General features: G+C 60.7%; 19 protein-coding genes. 12 read left to right on the forward strand and 7 right to left on the reverse strand.

What is annotated here, in order from left to right; translation table 11 throughout:
• Window positions 1-286: 286 nt before the first annotated feature.
• Together NDJ82_RS27045 and aptA are read right to left on the reverse strand one after the other, a co-directional pair.
• Window positions 287-1780 (reverse strand): CoA-acylating methylmalonate-semialdehyde dehydrogenase, encoded by a 1494-nt coding sequence (locus NDJ82_RS27045; protein ID WP_112193287.1) that lies wholly within the window; start codon window positions 1778-1780, stop codon window positions 287-289.
• 39 nt (window positions 1781-1819) lie between these two features.
• Window positions 1820-3169: an omega-aminotransferase AptA gene (gene aptA / locus NDJ82_RS27050; protein ID WP_032887096.1), complete on the reverse strand. Its 1350-nt coding sequence runs from the start codon at window positions 3167-3169 to the stop codon at window positions 1820-1822.
• A 125-nt stretch (window positions 3170-3294) separates the two neighbouring features.
• Here aptA and NDJ82_RS27055 point away from each other — a divergent pair, with 125 nt between their 5' ends.
• The 6 genes from NDJ82_RS27055 (at window position 3295) to NDJ82_RS27080 (ending at window position 9294) form a co-directional block, all read left to right on the forward strand.
• Window positions 3295-4215 carry a LysR family transcriptional regulator gene (locus NDJ82_RS27055; protein WP_099583551.1) on the forward strand — a complete coding sequence of 307 codons (921 nt, stop codon included), beginning with the start codon at window positions 3295-3297 and terminating at the stop codon, window positions 4213-4215.
• 88 nt (window positions 4216-4303) lie between these two features.
• Window positions 4304-5698 carry a uracil-xanthine permease family protein gene (locus NDJ82_RS27060; protein WP_158876707.1) on the forward strand — a complete coding sequence of 465 codons (1395 nt, stop codon included), beginning with the start codon at window positions 4304-4306 and terminating at the stop codon, window positions 5696-5698.
• A gap of 87 nt (window positions 5699-5785) precedes the next feature.
• Window positions 5786-6445: a TetR/AcrR family transcriptional regulator gene (locus NDJ82_RS27065; protein WP_112193281.1), complete on the forward strand. Its 660-nt coding sequence runs from the start codon at window positions 5786-5788 to the stop codon at window positions 6443-6445.
• 12 nt (window positions 6446-6457) lie between these two features.
• Window positions 6458-7039 (forward strand): IMPACT family protein, encoded by a 582-nt coding sequence (locus NDJ82_RS27070; RefSeq protein WP_099583554.1) that lies wholly within the window; start codon window positions 6458-6460, stop codon window positions 7037-7039.
• Between the two features lie 57 nt (window positions 7040-7096).
• On the forward strand, window positions 7097-7783 hold the full coding sequence (locus NDJ82_RS27075; RefSeq protein ID WP_099583555.1) for an SDR family oxidoreductase: 687 nt from the start codon (window positions 7097-7099) through the stop codon (window positions 7781-7783).
• A gap of 152 nt (window positions 7784-7935) precedes the next feature.
• Window positions 7936-9294, forward strand: coding sequence for an 8-oxoguanine deaminase (locus tag NDJ82_RS27080; protein WP_099583556.1), 1359 nt, complete (start codon window positions 7936-7938; stop codon window positions 9292-9294).
• Between the two features lie 63 nt (window positions 9295-9357).
• Here NDJ82_RS27080 and NDJ82_RS27085 read toward each other — a convergent pair whose 3' ends face one another.
• Window positions 9358-10449: a calcium:cation antiporter gene (locus tag NDJ82_RS27085; protein ID WP_099583557.1), complete on the reverse strand. Its 1092-nt coding sequence runs from the start codon at window positions 10447-10449 to the stop codon at window positions 9358-9360.
• Window positions 10450-10642: 193 nt separating this feature from the next.
• Between NDJ82_RS27085 and NDJ82_RS27090 the strand changes: the two genes are divergently transcribed.
• Window positions 10643-11596, forward strand: coding sequence for an adenosine deaminase (locus tag NDJ82_RS27090; protein ID WP_032887105.1), 954 nt, complete (start codon window positions 10643-10645; stop codon window positions 11594-11596).
• A gap of 46 nt (window positions 11597-11642) precedes the next feature.
• Here NDJ82_RS27090 and NDJ82_RS27095 read toward each other — a convergent pair whose 3' ends face one another.
• Both NDJ82_RS27095 and vimR read right to left on the reverse strand, forming a co-directional pair.
• A complete protein-coding gene (locus NDJ82_RS27095) occupies window positions 11643-12329 on the reverse strand; it encodes an ArsR/SmtB family transcription factor (protein WP_099583559.1) in 687 nt (228 codons plus the stop codon).
• A 138-nt stretch (window positions 12330-12467) separates the two neighbouring features.
• The gene (gene vimR, locus NDJ82_RS27100) at window positions 12468-13394 is read right to left on the reverse strand and encodes a transcription regulator VimR (protein WP_250926642.1); all 927 of its coding nucleotides are present in this window, start codon (window positions 13392-13394) and stop codon (window positions 12468-12470) included.
• A 116-nt stretch (window positions 13395-13510) separates the two neighbouring features.
• Between vimR and NDJ82_RS27105 the strand changes: the two genes are divergently transcribed.
• On the forward strand, window positions 13511-14524 hold the full coding sequence (locus NDJ82_RS27105; protein ID WP_250926643.1) for a zinc-binding alcohol dehydrogenase family protein: 1014 nt from the start codon (window positions 13511-13513) through the stop codon (window positions 14522-14524).
• A gap of 146 nt (window positions 14525-14670) precedes the next feature.
• Window positions 14671-14844 (forward strand): hypothetical protein, encoded by a 174-nt coding sequence (locus NDJ82_RS27110; RefSeq protein WP_177411507.1) that lies wholly within the window; start codon window positions 14671-14673, stop codon window positions 14842-14844.
• A gap of 8 nt (window positions 14845-14852) precedes the next feature.
• Here the strand turns inward: NDJ82_RS27110 and NDJ82_RS27115 are convergent, their stop codons facing one another.
• Window positions 14853-16046, reverse strand: a complete 1194-nt coding sequence (locus tag NDJ82_RS27115; RefSeq protein WP_099583562.1) for a multidrug effflux MFS transporter — start codon at window positions 16044-16046, stop codon at window positions 14853-14855.
• Between the two features lie 84 nt (window positions 16047-16130).
• Window positions 16131-16328, reverse strand: coding sequence for a heavy-metal-associated domain-containing protein (locus tag NDJ82_RS27120; protein WP_112193270.1), 198 nt, complete (start codon window positions 16326-16328; stop codon window positions 16131-16133).
• Window positions 16329-16475: 147 nt separating this feature from the next.
• On the opposite strand from NDJ82_RS27120, the gene NDJ82_RS27125 reads away from it, so the two are divergent.
• The 3 genes from NDJ82_RS27125 to cueR all read left to right on the forward strand — a co-directional run bounded on the left by NDJ82_RS27125 (window position 16476) and on the right by cueR (window position 19522).
• Window positions 16476-16856, forward strand: a complete 381-nt coding sequence (locus tag NDJ82_RS27125) for a hypothetical protein (RefSeq protein WP_099583564.1) — start codon at window positions 16476-16478, stop codon at window positions 16854-16856.
• Between the two features lie 66 nt (window positions 16857-16922).
• Window positions 16923-19124 carry a heavy metal translocating P-type ATPase gene (locus NDJ82_RS27130; RefSeq protein ID WP_250926644.1) on the forward strand — a complete coding sequence of 734 codons (2202 nt, stop codon included), beginning with the start codon at window positions 16923-16925 and terminating at the stop codon, window positions 19122-19124.
• Complete coding sequence (gene cueR / locus NDJ82_RS27135) at window positions 19121-19522, forward strand: Cu(I)-responsive transcriptional regulator (protein WP_112193266.1); 402 nt, start codon at window positions 19121-19123, stop codon at window positions 19520-19522. The genes NDJ82_RS27130 and cueR overlap by 4 nt, the downstream gene beginning before the upstream one ends.
• Window positions 19523-19746: the final 224 nt, after the last annotated feature.

Here is a 19746-nt window from a genome sequence, read left to right on the forward strand (position 1 = left end):
ATCTCTCATCAGCGGGAGGCGAATTCTACAGCGTTACACGCTGCTGTCAACACCTCTTTTTCAACTTCCTTTTGGCTTCGATGAACTGAAGCAACCCGCTGCCGAAAACTGCGTAACTCATTGTTTATCAAGGAGTTTTCCGTTTCGACTGCGCCGGAAGTGGGGCGAATTATAGGCTTCCAGAATCTGGCGTCAACCTTCTTTTTCATATTTCTGTCATATAAGTCAAAAATGCCCCTGAAACGCAAAAGCCGGCCCCGGGGGCCGGCTTTGCGCCTACCAAGCCTTATAGGCTAGGGAAAGCGAACTGCGACGCTTCATGGCTCGCCCGCTGCGGCCAACGCTGGGTAATTGCCTTGCGACGGGTATAGAAACGCACCCCGTCCGGCCCATAGGCATGCAGGTCGCCAAACAGCGAGCGCTTCCAGCCACCAAAGCTGTGATAAGCCACCGGCACTGGAAGTGGAACGTTCACCCCAACCATGCCCACTTCAATCTCATCACAGAACAGACGAGCCGCTTCACCATCACGCGTGAAGATACACGTCCCGTTGCCATATTCGTGGTCGTTGATCAGTTGCATCGCCGCTTCCAAACTGCTCACCCGCACCACGCACAACACAGGCCCGAATATCTCCTCCTTATAGATACGCATCTCAGGCGTCACACGGTCAAACAGGCTGCCACCGAGGAAGAAGCCCTCTTCATTCCCGGCAATGCTCAATCCACGGCCATCAACCACAAGCTCCGCCCCCGAAGCCACACCGTCTTCTATATAGCCGCTGACCTTATCCCGAGCCTGCCCTGTCACCAGCGGCCCCATATCCAACCCACAGGTCGTGCCAGCGCCAATCTTCAGCGCCTTGATCTGCGGCACCAACTTGGCGATCAATGCATCCGCAACCTGGTCACCCACGCACACCGCCACCGAGATCGCCATGCAACGCTCACCGCAAGAACCATATGCCGCGCCCATCAAGGCACTGACTGCGTTATCCAGATCCGCATCCGGCATCAGCACCGCATGGTTCTTCGCCCCACCCAGCGCCTGTACGCGTTTTCCGCGCTTGGTCGCTTCGGAGTAGATGTACTCGGCAATCGGCGTCGATCCCACAAAACTCAGCGCCTTCACTTCCGGCGCCTCAATCAGCGCATCCACCGCGCCCTTGTCGCCATGCACCACACTCAACACACCCTTAGGCAGGCCGGCTTCCTGCAACAATTGCGCAATCAACAACGTCGAACTGGGATCACGCTCAGAAGGTTTCAGGATAAAACAGTTACCGCACACGATTGCCAGCGGATACATCCAAAGCGGCACCATCGCCGGGAAGTTGAACGGCGTAATACCCGCCACCACGCCCAAAGGCTGGAAGTCCGACCAGGCATCAATGTTCGGACCCACGTTGCGGCTGTACTCGCCCTTCAGAATCTCCGGCGCCGAGCACGCGTACTCAACGTTCTCGATCCCGCGCTTCAACTCACCCGCCGCGTCTTCCAGGGTCTTGCCATGCTCCTCGCTGATCAACTGCGAGATGCGCGCTTCGTTCTGCTCCAGCAACTGCTTGAAACGAAACATCACTTGGGCACGCTTGGCCGGCGGCGTATTGCGCCAAGCCGGGAATGCGACTTTGGCTGAGTCGATCGCCTGTTGAATGGTTTCACGACTGGCCAACGGCACCTGGTGAATCACCTGGCCGGTGGACGGGTTGTACACGTCGGCACTGCGACCGCTGTCGTTGACCAACTCACCGTTGATCAAATGCTGGATAAGGCTCATGCAGGGCTCCTGAAAAGTTGTTCTATATAGAAGGAGAAATCAGTCGATCTTGTTCAGCACTTCGCCGACCGCATCAAACAGGCGGTCCAGGTCCTGCGGCTTGCTGTTGAAGGTTGGCCCGAACTGCAGAGTGTCACCACCAAAACGCACGTAGAAACCGGCTTTCCACAAGGCCATGCCGGCCTCGAATGGACGCACGATGGCATCACCGTCACGCGGGGCAATCTGGATCGCACCGGCCAGGCCGTAGTTGCGAATGTCGATCACGTTCTTGCTGCCCTTCAAGCCGTGCAGCGCATTCTCAAAGTGCGGAGCGACTTCGGCTACGCTCTGCACCAGGTTTTCCTTCTGCAACAGGTCGAGTGCCGCCAGGCCAGCCGCGCAAGCGACGGGGTGCGCCGAGTAGGTATAGCCGTGGGGGAATTCCACCGCGTACTCAGGCGTCGCCTGGTTCATGAAGGTCTGATAGATCTCGCTGCTGGCAATCACCGCGCCCATTGGAATCGCGCCGTTGGTGACTTGCTTGGCGATGCACATCAGGTCCGGGGTCACGCCAAAGCTGTCGGCGCCAAACATCGAGCCGGTACGGCCGAAACCGGTGATCACTTCGTCGAACACCAGCAGAATATTGTGCTGATCGCAGATTTCACGCAGGCGCTTGAGATAACCCTGCGGTGGCACCAGCACGCCCGCGGAGCCAGCCATCGGCTCGACAAACACTGCCGCGATGTTGGACGCGTCATGCAGTTCGATCAGCTTGAGCAGCTCATCGGCCAACGCGATGCCACCCAGCTCAGGCATACCACGGGAGAACGCATTGCTCGCCAGCAAGGTGTGTGGCAGATGGTCGACGTCCATCATCGCCTGGCCAAACATCTTACGGTTGCCGTTGACACCGCCCAGGCTAGTGCCTGCGATGTTCACACCGTGATAACCACGGGCGCGGCCGATCATCTTGGTCTTGGTGGCCTGGCCTTTCAGGCGCCAGTAAGCCCGCACCATCTTCACCGCCGTATCAGCGCACTCGGAGCCGGAGTCGGTGAAGAACACATGATTCAGGTTGCCTGGGGTCAAGTCGGTAATCTTTTCCGCCAGCTGGAAGGACAACGGATGACCGTACTGGAACCCCGGGGAGTAGTCCAAGGTGCCCAATTGCTTGGCGACCGCTTCCTGGATTTCCTTACGCGTGTGCCCTGCGCCGCACGTCCACAGGCCTGACAGCGAGTCGTACACCTTGCGGCCCTTGTCATCGGTCAACCAGCTGCCTTCGGCGGCCACGATCAAACGTGGGTCTCGCTGGAAGTTGCGGTTGGCGGTGTAGGGCATCCAATGCGCGTCCAACTTCAATTGGCTGGCCAGGGACGATGGGGCGTTTTCGGGCATGTTCATCAGCAAAACCTCGCAGGGCAAAAGGCAGCGTCGGGATTGAAAAGCGTTCTTGCAGCTAAATTGCCATGGCGATAAAGTCGGTGAAATTCAACTCTTCTAACCTTCAGTCAGGCCTTCACTAAACTATGAGCAGCCGTCGACCCGATCCCCTGGCCCAAGTCAGCGACTTTGATATTCGTCTGCTGCGCATCTTTCGCAGTGTGGTGGAGTGCGGTGGGTTCTCGGCGGCGGAAACCGTACTCGGCATCGGGCGCTCGGCCATCAGCCAGCAAATGAGCGACCTTGAACAGCGTCTCGGATTACGTCTGTGCCAACGCGGCCGCGCAGGTTTTTCCCTGACCGAAGAGGGCCGCGAGGTTTATCAATCGGCCCTGCAACTCTTAAGTGCGCTGGAAAGTTTCCGCACCGAGGTCAACGGCCTGCACCAGCATTTGCGCGGAGAGTTGATCATCGGCCTTACCGACAACCTCGTCACCCTGCCCCATATGCGCATTACTCACGCCCTGGCCCAATTAAAGGAACGCGGCCCGGACGTGCAGATCCAGATCCGCATGATTGCCCCCAATGAGGTCGAACAAGGCGTACTCGACGGTCGCCTGCATGTCGGTGTAGTACCACAGGCCAGCGCCCTCTCCGGATTGGAGTACCAACCGTTATATAGCGAACGCTCGCTGCTCTACTGCGCAGTCGGCCACCCGCTGTTTTACGCCGACGACAAGCAATTGGACGACGAGCGCATCGACAGCCAGGACGCCATCGCACCGACCTTCCGCCTGCCTGCTGAAATCCAGGCCCATTACCAAGCCCTTAACTGCACCGCCAGCGCCTCGGACCGCGAAGGCATGGCGTTCCTGATTCTCACCGGCCGTTACATCGGTTACTTGCCCGACCACTACGCCAGCCTGTGGGTGCAACAAGGCCGACTGCGCGCGCTGAAATCGGCTACACGTTTTTACGATTTAAGCCTCGCATCGGTCACCCGCAAGGGACGTCGCCCTCATTTGGTGCTGGAAAGCTTCCTCGACAGTCTGGCCACAACGCGCTAGCACGGGGCTTACGCTAAAAGCTGAGCAACTGGACAGCTTTTTGCAAGGACAGATGGAACATGAACCATCCGCCTTGAGTTAACCCGCCATGCCACCAGAATCTAGCAGCCCCAGCGACCTGATCTACGGCCTCAACGACCGTCCCAAACCGGCGCCAGCCTTTTTGGCCGCACTGCAACATGTGCTGGCGGCGTTTGTCGGCATCATCACCCCGCCACTGATCATCGGCTCCACCCTGGGCCTGACCGCCCATCTGCCCTACCTGATCAGCATGGCGTTGATGGTTTCCGGTGTCGGCACGTTCATCCAGGCGCGCAGGCCATTTGGCATCGGCGCGGGGATGATCTGCCTGCAAGGCACCAGCTTTGCCTTTCTTGGCGCGGTGCTGTCGGCGGGTTTCCTGGTGAAACAACGCGGCGGCAGCCCGGAAGACATCATGGCAATGATCTTCGGCGTGTGCTTTTTCGGTGCCGTGGTGCAGATCGTGCTGAGCCGTTTTATCGGCCAACTACGCCGAGTCATCACGCCGTTGGTGACCGGGATTGTCATCACGCTCATCGGCATCAGCCTGATCAAAGTGGGTATCACCGACCTCGGCGGTGGCTTCAATGCAGCGGATTTCGGTGCGCCAACCAACCTTGCGCTGGGCCTGTTCGTAGTGCTGACGATCATCCTGCTCAACCGTTCCAACACGCCGTGGGTACGCCTCTCGGCCATCATCATCGGCCTGGCGCTTGGCAGCCTCGCGGCCTGGTTCAGCGGAAAACTGGTGCCCCAAGCCCTGCCAGACTTGCCTCTGATGAGCCTGCCAATACCGTTTCGCTTTGGCTTCAACTTCGACTGGAGCGCTTTCCTACCGATCGCGCTGATTTACCTGATCAGCAGCATCGAAACGGTCGGCGACCTCACCGCCAACTGCATGATCGCGCGCCAGCCCATCAGCGGCCCTTCTTATATAAGCCGACTCAAGGGCGGCGTGCTGGGTGATGGTGTGAGCTGCATGATCGCCGCCACCTTCAGCGCCTTCCCCAACACCACCTTTGCTCAGAACAACGGCGTGATCCAACTCACCGGCGTCGCCAGCCGTTACGTTGGCTTATATATAGGCGTGGTGCTGTTTTGCCTCGGCTTGTTTCCGTTGATTGGCGCGGTGTTGCAGCAAATCCCCAAACCCGTATTGGGCGGCGCGACCCTGGTGATGTTCGGCAGTGTGGCGGCCGCAGGCGTGCGCATCCTTGCCCAGGCGCCGCTGGACCGCCGCAGCATGCTGATCATCGCCACGTCGTTTGGCGTCGGCCTGGGCATCGCTGCGCAACCGAATTTGCTGCACCTGATGCCGACCCTGGTGCAGAACCTGTTTGACTCGGCCATCACCAGCGGCGGGCTGACGGCCATCGTGCTGTGCCTCCTGCTGCCGGAGTCCAAGACAACTGAAGCTGCCGCAAACCACGCGCCGGAAAGCGACACACTGGAACCGCTTTAACGGTTTTATTGCATCAGGACTTGTCTGAGGCTTGAGGGTGGGTTATCTGTGCACACGTCGTCTCTATCGATCAGCACGGTAATCTCCATGAGCCTCGAAGTTCCTGCCCACAGCAACCACGCCGGTAAGCCCGCCAGCCGCATTCGGCAAAAGAACGAACAAGCGATTCTCCAGGCTGCTGAAGATGAATTCGCGCGCCATGGCTACAAGGGCACCAGCATGAACACCATTGCTGCCAGTGCCGGATTGCCGAAGGCCAACTTGCACTACTACTTCACCAACAAGCTGGGCCTGTATATCGCCGTGCTCAGCAATATCCTCGAACTGTGGGACAGCACCTTCAACACGCTGACCGCAGAGGACGACCCGGCCGTGGCCCTCTCCCGCTACATCCGCACCAAGATGGAGTTTTCGCGACGCCAACCCCAGGCCTCGCGGATCTTTGCGATGGAAATCATCAGCGGCGGCGAATGCCTCACCGAATATTTCAGCCAGGACTACCGCACCTGGTTCAGTGGCCGAGCGGCCGTGTTCCAGGCCTGGATCGACGCGGGCAAGATGGACCCCATCGACCCGGTACACCTGATCTTCCTGCTATGGGGCAGCACCCAGCACTACGCCGACTTCGCCACGCAGATCTGCCGCGTCACCGGTCGCACCAAGCTGACCAAGCAAGACATGGAAGACGCGGGCACCAACCTGATTCACATCATTCTCAAAGGCTGCGGCATCAAGCCGGCCCTCTAGACGAAGCCACTTATGCCTTTCACGCTCACCGGTCTTTGCGAATTTCGTGAAGAAATACGCAAAAGCCGCTTCATCACCCTCGCCGCGCCAATCACCAGCCCACAGGACGCCCAGGCATTTTTCGAGCAACACAGCGACCTGAACGCCACGCACAACTGCTGGGCCTGGAAGCTGGCCGACCAATACCGCAGCAGTGACGACGGCGAACCCGGTGGCACTGCCGGGCGACCGATTCTGGCAGCTATCGAAGCCCAGGGTTTTGATCAGGTCGCCGTGTTGGTGATTCGCTGGTACGGCGGCATCCAACTGGGCACCGGCGGCCTCGCCCGTGCCTATGGCGGCGGTGCGAATAAATGCCTGCAGAATGCCGAGCGCCTCGAACTGATCAGCCGCGTGCCGTTGAGTTGCGCCTGTGGTTTCTCCGAGTTGAACCTGGTGAAACTGCGCGTGGCTGAACTCGGTGGCCTGGTGGTGGAGGAACACTTCACCGCCAACGGTGTGGAGCTGCAACTGGCACTGGGTGAAGCGCACATCGACACGCTCCAGGCGCAGCTTGCCGACCTGAGCCGTGGGCGTATCCTGCTGCAACGCTGAAACTGTTACTGTAATTTGCTGAATCCCCCTGAACCGCGACTCCAAAGGAAGCTTTTCATGTCTACGCCAAAAACCGCACTGATCATCGGCGCCTCGCGCGGGCTGGGCCTTGGCTTGGTCAAGCAACTGCTCCAGGACGGCTGGGACGTAACCGCCACCGTACGTGATCCGAGCAAGGCCGATGCCCTGAAAGCCGTGGGCCCGGTACAGATCGAAAAACTCGACATGGACGATCAGCAAGCCGTGATCGCCCTGGCCCAGCGCCTCAAAGAGCGCACCTTCGACCTGCTCTTCGTCAACGCCGGCGTCAAAGGTCCGGCCAACCAGGAACCTGGCCACGCCACCCTGGCGGAAGTCGGTCAACTGTTTTTCACCAACGCCGTGGCGCCGATCAACCTGGCCCAGCGCTTTGTCGGACAGATCCGCAAAGACAGCGGCGTGCTCGCATTCATGAGTTCGGTGCTGGGCAGCGTGACCATCCCCGACGGCTCGGACCTGGCGCTGTACAAGGCCAGCAAGGCCGCGCTCAACTCCATGACCAACAGCTTCATCACACAACTGGGCGACCACAAGCTCACCGTGCTGTCGCTGCACCCAGGCTGGGTAAAGACCGACATGGGCGGCGAAAACGCGCACATTGATGTCGACACCAGCGTGCGCGGCCTGGTGGATCAGGTAAATGCCTACACCGGTAAAGGCGGCCACCACTTCGTGGACTACAAAGGCGACACCATCGCCTGGTAAACACCCCATTGATAGCGTCTTTTTCCTACGAGTAGACCAGATCCCGAACTACACGTAATCTACCCAGCTCGCCCTCACGGGCGACCCTGGATCAGCAGACAGGGCAACACTGAGCTGGCAAACCTGAACCCATCATTCAGAGGAGCCGGCCAATGCCTGCGACCCGTATCTGGTTAAAAAACCCCCTCGCGATTTTCACTGCCAATGGCCTCGATGCCCGTGGCGGCCTGGTGCTGCAAGACGGTGTGATCACCGAAGTGCTGGCCCAGGGGCAAGCACCCGCACAGCCCTGTGCCGAGGTGTTCGATGCCCGCGAGCATGTGGTCCTGCCGGGGTTGATCAACACCCACCATCACTTCTATCAGACCCTCACCCGCGCCTGGGCGCCAGTGGTCAACCAGCCGTTGTTTCCCTGGCTGAAAACCCTGTACCCGGTGTGGGCGCGGCTGACCCCGGAAAAGCTCGCCCTGGCCACCAAGGTTGCACTGGCTGAGTTGCTGCTCTCCGGCTGCACCACCGCGGCCGACCACCACTATCTGTTCCCCGACGGCCTGGAAAATGCCATCGATGTGCAAGTGGAAAGTGTGCGCGAACTGGGCATGCGCGCGATGCTCACCCGAGGCTCCATGAGCCTGGGCGAAGCCGACGGTGGCCTGCCGCCGCAACAGACCGTGCAACAAGGCCAAGTGATCCTCGACGACAGCCAGCGCTTGATCCACGAATACCACGAGCGTGGCGACGGCGCGCAGATCCAGATCGCGCTGGCGCCCTGCTCGCCGTTCTCCGTCACCCCGCAAATCATGCAAGCCAGCGCCGAACTGGCCAACAGCCTCGACGTGCGCCTGCACACCCACTTGGCGGAAACCCTCGACGAAGAAGATTTCTGCCTGCAACGCTTCGGCCTGCGGACCGTGGATTACCTCGACAGCGTCGGCTGGCTTGGCCCACGCACCTGGCTGGCCCATGGCATTCATTTCAACCCGGATGAAATTGCCCGCCTCGGCGCCGCCGGTACCGGGATCTGCCACTGCCCAAGCTCGAATATGCGCCTGGCGTCCGGCATCTGTCCGACCCTCGACCTGCTGGCTGCCGGCGCGCCGATCGGCCTGGGCGTGGACGGTTCCGCCTCCAACGACGCGTCGAACATGATCCTCGAAACCCGCCAGGCCCTGTACATCCAGCGCCTGCGTTACGGCGCGGAAAAAATCACCCCGCAAGGCGTGCTCGGTTGGGCTACCAAAGGTTCGGCGCAGTTGCTGGGGCGTACGGATATTGGTGAGTTGGCCGTCGGCAAACAGGCCGACCTGGCGCTGTTCAAGCTCGATGAGCTGCGGTTCTCCGGCAGCCATGATCCGATTTCGGCGCTGCTGCTGTGTGGTGCGGATCGGGCAGACCGGGTGATGGTAGGGGGCAAATGGCGGGTCATTGATGGCCAGGTGGAAGGGCTGGACCTGAAAGGCTTGATCGCCGACCACACCCAGGCAGCCCGACAACTGATCGCCGGAACCTAAGCAAACACACTTCAAAAGGTGGGCGAGGGTTTGACCTCTCCCACACCTTTATCTGCTGTGTTCCTACAACCCCAGCAGAGACAACATGATAAACGTCGCAAACAACACAAAATGGGTCATCCCTTCGATGGCATTGGTTTCGCCATCGTTGAGGTTGATCGCGCTGACAATCAACGTGATAAACACCATCACGGTTTGCACTGGCGTCATCGCCATCTGGAACGGCTGGCCAGTGTAGAGCGCCATCGCCTCCATCACCGGCACTGTCAAAATCACCGTCGACAACGACGCACCCAGCGCAATGTTCACCACTGACTGCATGCGATTGGCCAATGCAGCGCGCAACGCTGTCAGGATTTCCGGTGCTGCCGAGATCGCCGCGACCACAATCGCCGTGATCACTGGCGGTGCGCCCGTGCCTTCCAGACCCAGGTCGAGGGTTTTGGACATCACCTCGGCCAGCGCGCCAATCACAATCACGCCAAACACCAGCGTGCCAATGGAGAACGCCAGGTTCACCGGCGGCGTCTGCTCCTCTTCCGGCAGTTTCTTGCGGCGTTTTTCCGGGTAGCTGTAGCTGAAGAAATAACTGTGAGGCCCCACCTGCATGCGCAGGAACAGGGTATAGAGCACCACCATCGCGCCAATGGTGAAGGCTGAGTAAATTTTCCAGTCGGCTTCGGGGATAAATTCCGGCACCACCATCGACACGCCCATGGCCGTCAGGATCATCACGCTGTAGGTACGCGCCGAGTCATCGTTGTAGGACTGCTCGCCATGTTTGATGCCGCCCATCAACGCGGCCAGGCCGAGGATGCCGTTGATATCCAGCATTACCGCGGAGTAAATGGTGTCACGCACCAAGGTGGGCGACGGCTCGTTGCTCATCATGATCGCCAGGATCACCACTTCCACCAGCACGGCGGCCAGGGTCAGGATCATCGTGCCGTAAGGGTCGCCGACTTTTTCCGCCAATTGCTCGGCGTGATGGGCCACACGCATAGACGCCACCACGATAAAACCGATCAGCGCCACGCCTGCCAGCAGCGCGACCATTTGCCCGCTGTGCAGCATCCAGTGCTCCAGCGGGTAGGCGGCGATGGCAGCAATCAGCGCCAACAGCATGAATTTTTCTTGCTTGAGAGAGGAGAGCATTCGGGGCCTTTTCGTACAGCAAATCAGTCATTGATGGGGTACAGACTGCGCCACGCTGCTAACGTTTCGTTACACCTTAGTTCAGAACTCTATTGCGTGAATTAAACGAATACTCTCCTGCCGGTCAGGTTTTACCGATTATTTCAGCCATGACCTGTAGAATGCGCCCATTGCACCTGATGAGAATTTAGACATGTACGATTGGCTCAACGCCCTGCCCAAGGCTGAACTGCACCTGCACCTGGAAGGCTCGCTGGAGCCTGAGCTGCTGTTCGCCCTGGCCGAGCGCAACAAGATTGCGCTGCCATGGAACGACGTCGAAACCCTGCGCAAGGCCTACGCCTTCAACAACCTGCAAGAGTTTCTCGACCTGTATTACAAGGGCGCCGATGTGCTGCGCACCTCCCAGGACTTCTACGACCTGACCTGGGCCTACCTGCTGCGCTGCAAAGAACAGAACGTGATCCACACCGAACCCTTCTTCGACCCGCAAACCCACACCGACCGTGGCGTACCGTTCGAAGTCGTGCTCAACGGCATCGCTGCTGCACTCAAAGATGGCGAGCAGCAACTGGGCATCACCAGCGGCTTGATCCTCAGCTTCCTGCGCCACCTGAGCGAAGACGAAGCGCAGAAAACCCTCGACCAGGCGCTGCCGTTCCGTGACGCGTTCGTGGCCGTGGGCCTGGACAGCTCCGAGATGGGCCACCCGCCGAGCAAGTTCCAGCGGGTGTTCGATCGGGCCCGTCATGAAGGCTTCCTCACCGTTGCCCACGCCGGCGAAGAAGGCCCACCGGAGTACATCTGGGAAGCCATCGACCTGCTGAAAATCCAGCGAATCGACCACGGTGTGCGCGCCATCGAAGACGAGCGCCTGATGCAGCGCATCATCGACGAGCAGATCCCGCTGACCGTGTGCCCACTGTCCAACACCAAGCTTTGCGTGTTCGACGACATGGCCCAGCACAACATCCTCGACATGCTGGAACGTGGTGTGAAGGTGACCGTGAACTCCGATGACCCGGCGTACTTTGGTGGTTATGTCACCGAGAACTTCCACGCGCTGTACACCTCTCTGGGCATGACCCAGGACCAGGCCAAACGTCTGGCGCAGAACAGCCTGGATGCGCGACTCGTAAAGCCGTGACGTAAGCAAATGTGGGAGTGAGCGCCTGTGACGAGGGCGTTTGCTCCTACAGCGCAGCCAATCGGGCGATTTCCGCCACCCCGACGTCGTTGACCACCACGGCCCGGGCCTCGTTGACCAGGCTGATCCAGTTCGATTGCAGGAACAACTGCAACAGCCCCGCGCCCAACGCGCCACCCAGGTGCGGTTGCTGCTGGCTCCAATCGAAACAGTCGCACACCAGCGGTGATGCCAGGGCTTGAGTAAAAATACCCAGGCCCGCCAATTGCTGCACACCCTTGACCGTGACTTCAATGCGTTGCTCGCGACGCTCGATCCACCCCGCCACCAACATCCGTTCATACAGCCCCGCCGCCAGCTCACCGCCGAGGTGACCCCGGCACAACCGAACATGGCGCAGCAATGGTGGCGCCACCAACGCCAAGGGTGGAGCATCCGGCGAACTGCGTATTGCGCTGGCCAGGGTGGTACTGGCCAAGGCATCGATGGCGACGCTCACGTCGACAGCCGCCACGCGGAACAGCCGTTTACCGCGCCGGGCTTCGATCCGTAGCAAACCACTCCCAGTCAGCCGTGCCAGATGCGCATTGGCCGAGGCCGGCGACAGCCCGGCAAGCGTAGCCAGTTCCTCAGAGGACTTGGCCGAGCCGTCCATCAGGGACCAGAGCATGGCGGTGCGTTTTGGCTCAGCGAGCAAGCTGGCGATCTGACTGATGCATGGTGCCTCTTCCATCGATTCACTCCCTGTCGACTTATTTTTGTACTGCGGTTGGCGCCAAAGTATAGGGGCGTAAACCGGCAGTTCCTTAGCGTCTTACAGCGCGAATAGGGACAGCATCTGAGTGAAATTTCCTTGTGTGATGGAGGCTATTTACCTAGCGCCTAATCGCTCCGGCAATTGAGCGGTCAATGTCGCACAGCGAGACACGAGCATTTCTCGCAACAGGTTGATGGGTTTGCTCAACTGCGCGCGATGCGCGCACAACAGATTGAGCGGTGTGCGCTCGCCGCGCAGCTCCGGCAGGATCAGGCGCAGGCGCCCGGCCAGCACGTCGGTGCTCACATCCAGCCAGGATTTATAGGCAATGCCTACACCGGCGACGGCCCAGCGGCGCACCACGTCGGCATCGTCGCTGAAGCGGTCGCCACTGACCGTCAGGCTGACGTCGCGCTTGCCGTCGTGAAAGGTCCAGTGGTCATGCACGCGACCGCCGAGCATATACAGCAGGCAATTGTGCTGGGCCAATTGCTCCAGATGTCGCGGTTCACCGTGGCGTGCGAGGTAACTGGGCGCCGCGCACAGCACACGAACGTTGTGCGGCGCGACGGGCAGTGCAACCAGGCTGGAATCCTCGGGTTCGCCATAGCGCAGGGCAATGTCCACCGGCTGGCGAAACAGGTCGGCAATCCGGTCACCCAACAACAGGCGCACGGTGAGCTGCGGGTACTCACGCTGGAATTCGTCCAACCACGGCAGCAGTTGGTTGCGGCCAAAATCCGAGGGGGCCGACAGTTGCAGCACACCGCTGACATGGTCCTGGCCGCTGGCCAACAGGCGCCGCCCTTCATCCAGAGAACTCAACGCGGCGCGGGCATACTCCAGAAAGCCTTCACCTTCGGCCGTCAGGCGCAGGCTGCGGGTGGAGCGCGCCAGCAAACGTGTGCCCAACTGTTGCTCGATACGCTTGAGTGCCGCGCTGGCCACGGCGGGCGACAAGTCCATCACCCGCGCCGCCGCCGACAAACTGCCCAGGTCGGCCGCACGCACAAACAACTGCAAATCATCAAAGCGCAGCATGCTCCCCCCGATTATCAAAATTCTATTGAAACAGAGTGCTGTTTTAGCGGCTTTTATGTTCTTGGGAAATAACCAATTATTTGCCTATCCCGTTCACCTGCTGTTTTGGAGCCCCCATGAAAGCCATTGCCTACTACGCATCACTGCCCATCACCGATGAAAAATCCCTGCAAGACATCGAATTGCCGGAGCCCGTCGCCGGCCCCCGCGACCTGCTGGTGGAAGTCAAAGCCATCTCGGTGAACCCGGTGGATACCAAGGTGCGCCAGAACGTCGCCCCGGAAAACGGCGCCGCCAAGGTGCTCGGATGGGACGTCGCAGGTGTGGTCAAGGCGGTCGGCAGTGACGTGAGCCTGTTCAAGGTCGGCGACAAGGTGTTCTACGCCGGCTCCCTGGTACTCCCAGGCGGCAACAGTGAACTGCACACCGTGGACGAGCGTATCGTCGGCCATATGCCCAAGAGCCTGGGCTTTGCCGAAGCCGCCGCGCTGCCGCTGACCGCCATCACCGCTTGGGAACTGCTGTTCGAGCGCCTGCAAGTGCGTGAGGGTAAAGACGACGAAGGCCAGAGCCTGCTCATCGTCGGCGCTGCCGGTGGCGTCGGTTCGATCCTGACCCAACTGGCCAGCCAGCTCACCGCATTGAAAGTGATCGGTACCGCCTCGCGCCCGGAGACACAGGCATGGGCCAAGGCGCTCGGCGCCGATCTGGTGATCGACCACAGCCAACCGCTGAGCGAAGCGCTGAAACACGCCGGCCACCCGCAGGTGACCCACGTTGCCAGCCTGACCCAGACCGACCATCACCTGGATCAACTGGTAGAAGCCCTACAGCCCCAGGGCAAACTGGCACTGATCGACGACCCCAAGGCATTGGACGTGAGCAAGCTCAAGCGCAAGAGCCTGTCGTTGCATTGGGAGTTCATGTACACGCGCTCGATGTTCGAGACGCCAGACATGATTGAGCAACACAACCTGCTCAATCGGGTGGCCGAGCTGATCGACGCCGGCACCCTGGAAACCACGGTGGGCGAGCACTTCGGTGTGATCAATGCAGCGAACCTGCGTCGAGCCCACGCCCTGCTGGAAAGCGGCAAGGCCAAGGGCAAGATCGTGCTGGAAGGCTTCTGAAATAAAGGCTGTCAGTGTCGTCCCTTATTCGTGTAAGTAATGGACGACACCGCTAGTCAGAGAGTTGATCTTTGTCATATTTGTGAGCGTATTCGGGTTTATATTGGCCGCCTTTGCCACGATTCTTTTACGTGAGGAAGTCAGCAATGAAGATCCTGATAAAAGCGTTAGCAAAATCCCAGTGGGAAGTTCGTCTGGACCAGAAGGCGATTACTTTTCACACTGAAGCCGAGGCACGCGCCTTTGCCGATACCCTGCAAGCGCGCATCCAGGCGCCCCACCGCTTTCCAATCAGCCAGCAACATTCCGCCGCTGGCTGACCCGCTCGTCAGACCTGCGCTTGCGCGGCTCTCGCCCGTTGCAGGCGCTGGGTCGACACGGCCACCGTCACAGCCAATACGCCGCACAGGCTGATGACCATCGCCATCGGCATGGCCGTGCCATCGTGCAACACCCCCACCAACGACGCCGCCCCCGCCGCCACACCAAACTGGATGCAGCCAAGCAATGCCGACGCACTGCCGGCCCGTGCGCCCTGCCCGCTCATGGCACAGGCTGAGGTATTGGGCAAAATGCAGCCCAGGCTGGCGATGCAGATAAACAGTGGCACCAGCAATGGCCACAGCGCATCAGTGCGCAACGCAGTGATGCCCAGCAGTGTCAGGCCTGCCAGCAGATACACCCACACCGAACGCGACAGCAAAAACGCCGGGCCACGCTTGGCCAGCAGGCGTGCGTTGAGCTGCGCCACCAGGATGAAGCCTGCGGCGTTGGAGCCAAACACCCAGCCGTAATGCTCGGCGGGCACGCCATACAGCTTGATAAACACGAACGGTGAACCGGCGATGTAGGCAAACATCCCGGCAATCGACAGCGCGCCGGTGAGGGCGTAGCCGAGGTAAACCCGGTCGGACAGCAACCCAAAGTAGCGGCGCAACGAGCCCGACAACGGCTGGCGCGGCTGATGGGCCGGGAAGGTCTCGGGCAGGCCGAATGCCACAGCAACGGCGGCCATCACACTGAAGATCGTCAACGCCAGGAAGATCGACTGCCAGCCCCACAACCCGACCATCACGCCGCCGGCCAGCGGCGCGAGGATGGGCGCCAGGCCGGTCACCAGCATCAATTGGGAAAACACTTTGGCCGAACCCACGGCGTCGCATTTGTCGCTGACCACCGCGCGGGAAATCACCATGCCGGCGCACCCGCCCAGGGCCTGCACGAAGCGGGCGCCGATCAGCCAATCCAGGGAGGGCGCGTAGGCGCAGGCGAAAGAGGCCAGGGTGAACAGGGTCACGCCGCTGAGCAGCGGCCCGCGTCGGCCGAAACGATCCGCCAGCGGGCCGTAGATCAATTGGCCAATGGCCAGGCCGGCGAAGTACACCGCCAGGGTCAGCTGGATGTGTTTTTCATCGGTGGCGAAGGCCGTGGCCATTGCCGGAAAGCCCGGCAGGTAAAAGTCGATCGCCAGCGGCGCGAAGGCGCTCAAGGCACCCAGGATCAGGATTATGCGAAGGTTCATCAGGCACCCAAGAGAGTCGGCAGCCCGACAGTCTAGCCGGGCCTGGGTGCCTTGAATATAACGATAGCTCGCTAACTATTAAAATCAGGCGAGCTTGGCGCTGTAGCCTTCCTCGGTGATCAGGCTGATCACCTTTTCGGCAGACAGACGGCTTTCCACGCCCACTTCCTTTGCCGCCAGATCGACCTTCACACTGGCCGCCGGGTCCTGGCTCTGCACCGCCTGGGTCACGGCCTTGACGCAATGGCCGCAGGTCATTCCTTCAACGCTGAATACTTGCATGACATGACTCCTTTGATGAGGTTGAAACCAGTCTCGACCTTGCCACGATGGCAAGGTCAAGTTCTGAAAAAATCGGCCGGGCTGGTATTCGGCGGCACTGTCGGCCAAGCTTGAGCCATCTTTGATTCATACCACGGAGCATTCGCCATGCGCTGGTCGTTTTTTGCCCTTGCCGGCTTGATGAGTTTGTCTGCCGCTGCGCCCATGGCCAGTGCCGATCAAGACTATGCGGTGCTGATCATTTCCCGGGAGCGCCTGGAAGTGCTGACCAACTGCGAGATCGGCCTCTACCTGAATGACCAACTGGCCGGCCGGCTGTTCCAGGAACAGGCCACCTCCTTCAACCTGCCCGCTGGCGATGTGTCACTGCGCCTGAAGCTGCTGCCGGGCCAGGCGCCGGGCTGCCTGCCAGGCCTGCTCGCCCCGCCCGCGCAGAACATCAAGCTCAAGGCCGGTGATGTACGCAAGCTGCGCATTGCCCAAGGCCCGGACGGCATGTACCTCAAAGCCGCTGCATTGGACTACTGAAGGCGCTTGACCTTACCCACAGGTCAAGGTTGATCCTAGGGGCAACTTCTCCTGGAGGACTGCCCCATGAATGGATCCAACACCTTTGATCTGCCCATCAGCGGCATGACCTGCGCCAGTTGCGCCGGGCGTGTCGAGCGTGCGCTGGGCAAGGTGCCGGGGGTGCAAAGCGTCAGCGTCAACCTGGCCAATGAGCGTGCCCACGTTCAAGTGCAGGGCCAGATGGACCCCGCCGTGCTGATCGCTGCCGTCGACAAGGCCGGTTACAGCGCGAGCCTGCCCCAAAGCGAAATAGCCACCGAGACCGATCAAGCCCAGCGCCTGCACCGCGAGCGTTGGTCGCTGCTGCTGGCGATTGCGCTGGCCCTGCCGTTGGTGCTGCCGATGCTGGTAGAGCCCTTCGGCCTGCACTGGATGCTCCCGGCCTGGGTGCAATTCGCCCTCGCCACCCCCGTGCAATTCATCTTTGGTGCGCGCTTCTATAAAGCCGCCTGGAAAGCTGTGCGCGCCGGTGCCGGCAATATGGACTTGCTGGTGGCCATCGGCACCAGCGCCGGTTATGGCCTGAGTATTTACGAATGGCTCACCGCCCAGGCTGGAATGGCGCCGCACCTGTACTTTGAAGCATCGGCGGTGGTGATCGCCCTGGTGCTGCTGGGCAAATACCTGGAAAGCCGCGCCAAACGCCAGACCGCGAGTGCCATCCGGGCCCTGGAGGCCTTGCGCCCTGAACGCGCCCTGCGTGTACAGGATGGGCGCGAAGAGGATGTCGCGATCAGCGCGCTGCAGCTCAATGACCAGGTGCTGGTCAAACCCGGCGAGCGTTTCCCGGTGGACGGTGAAGTGATCGAAGGCCAAAGCCATGCCGACGAGGCGCTGATCAGCGGCGAAAGCCTGCCGGTACCCAAACAACCCGGCGATAACGTCACCGGCGGCGCCATCAATGGTGAAGGTCGCCTGCTGGTGCGCACCACCGCCCTTGGCGCTGAAAGTGTGTTGGCACGCATCATCCGCCTGGTGGAAGAAGCCCAGGCCGCCAAGGCGCCGATTCAGAAACTGGTGGATAAAGTCAGCCAGGTCTTCGTCCCCGCCGTACTGGTACTGGCGTTGCTCACGCTGGTGGGTTGGTGGCTGTACGGCGCGTCGCTGGAAACGGCGATTATCAACGCCGTGGCGGTGCTGGTGATCGCCTGCCCTTGCGCCCTCGGGCTGGCCACGCCGACTGCAATCATGGCCGGCACGGGTGTTGCCGCCCGCTATGGCATCCTGATCAAAGACGCCGAAGCCCTGGAACGCGCCCATGAGGTGAGCGCCGTGGTCTTCGACAAGACCGGCACGCTCACCTCCGGTACGCCAAAGATCGCGCACCTGGTCGCGGTGGATGGCAATCAAGCCGTGCTGCTGCAACAGGCCGGCGCGCTGCAACGTGGCAGCGAACATCCGCTGGCCAAGGCCGTGCTGGATGCCTGCAACGAACAAGGGCTGAAGGTGGCGGATGTGAGCGCCAGCCAATCCCTGACCGGGCGTGGTATTGCAGGCACCCTTGACGGCCGGCCATTGGCTCTGGGCAATCGCCGCCTGCTGGAGGAAAGCGGCTTGAGCGCGGGGGACCTGGCAGGCTCCGCCAACGACTGGGAAGCCGAAGGCCGCACCTTGTCCTGGCTGATCGAACAGGGCCCGCAACCGCGCGTGCTCGGGCTGTTCGCCTTTGGCGACACCCTCAAGCCCGGTGCGTTGGCAGCCGTTGAGCAACTCAAGGCCCGGCACATCAGCAGCCATTTACTGACCGGCGACAATCGCGGCAGCGCCCGCGTGGTCGCGCAAGCGTTGGGCATCGACGATGTGCACGCCGAAGTACTGCCCGCCGATAAGGCCGCCACCGTCGCCGCGCTTAAAAAAACCGGCGTAGTGGCGATGGTCGGTGACGGCATCAACGACGCCCCGGCCCTGGCTGCCGCCGATATCGGCATCGCCATGGGCGGCGGCACCGACGTGGCCATGCACGCCGCCGGGATCACCCTGATGCGCGGCGACCCGCGCCTGGTGCCGGCCGCCCTGGAGATCAGCCGCAAGACCTATGCAAAAATCCGCCAGAACCTGTTCTGGGCCTTTGTGTATAACTTGATCGGTATCCCCCTGGCCGCATTCGGCCTGCTCAACCCGGTGCTGGCGGGCGCGGCCATGGCCTTGTCCAGCGTCAGCGTGGTGAGCAATGCTCTGCTGTTGAAAACCTGGAAACCCAAGGACCTGGAGGATCAACGCCCATGAACATCGGCCAAGCCGCTCGCCAAAGCGGGCTGAGCGCGAAGATGATTCGCTACTACGAATCCATCGGCCTGCTCAAAGCCGCCCACCGCACGGACAGCGGCTACCGTGTGTACGGCCCGCAGGATTTGCACACGTTGGCGTTTATCAAACGCTCGCGGGATCTGGGGTTTTCATTGGAGGAGGTCGGCAAGCTGCTGACCCTGTGGCAGGACCGGCAACGGGCCAGCGCCGACGTGAAGGCCCTGGCCCGCCAGCACATTGACGAGTTGAACCACAAGATTCGCGAGCTGGAGCAACTGCGCGATACCTTGCAGGACCTGATGGAGCACTGCCAGGGCGATCATCGACCGGACTGTCCGATACTCAAAGAGTTGGCAGCGGGAAACTGCTGCGGCTGACAGGCTGTGCAAAAATCATTGTGGGAGGGGGCTTGCTCCCGATGGCGGTGGCTCAGTTAAAGATACTGAGACTGACCCACTGCTATCGGAGCATAGTTATCTACACAACTCTCAAAGGCTTATACATAACTCTGTGGTGAGCGGGCTTGTCCCGCGCTGGGCTGCGCAGCAGCCCCAAAACCAGGCAACTTGGTTTTTCTGAAAAAACGCGGTGGCTTTGATGG

Source organism: Pseudomonas sp. SR18, assembly GCF_023701505.1.
GTDB classification, from domain to species: Bacteria; Pseudomonadota; Gammaproteobacteria; order Pseudomonadales; family Pseudomonadaceae; genus Aquipseudomonas; species Aquipseudomonas cyclaminis.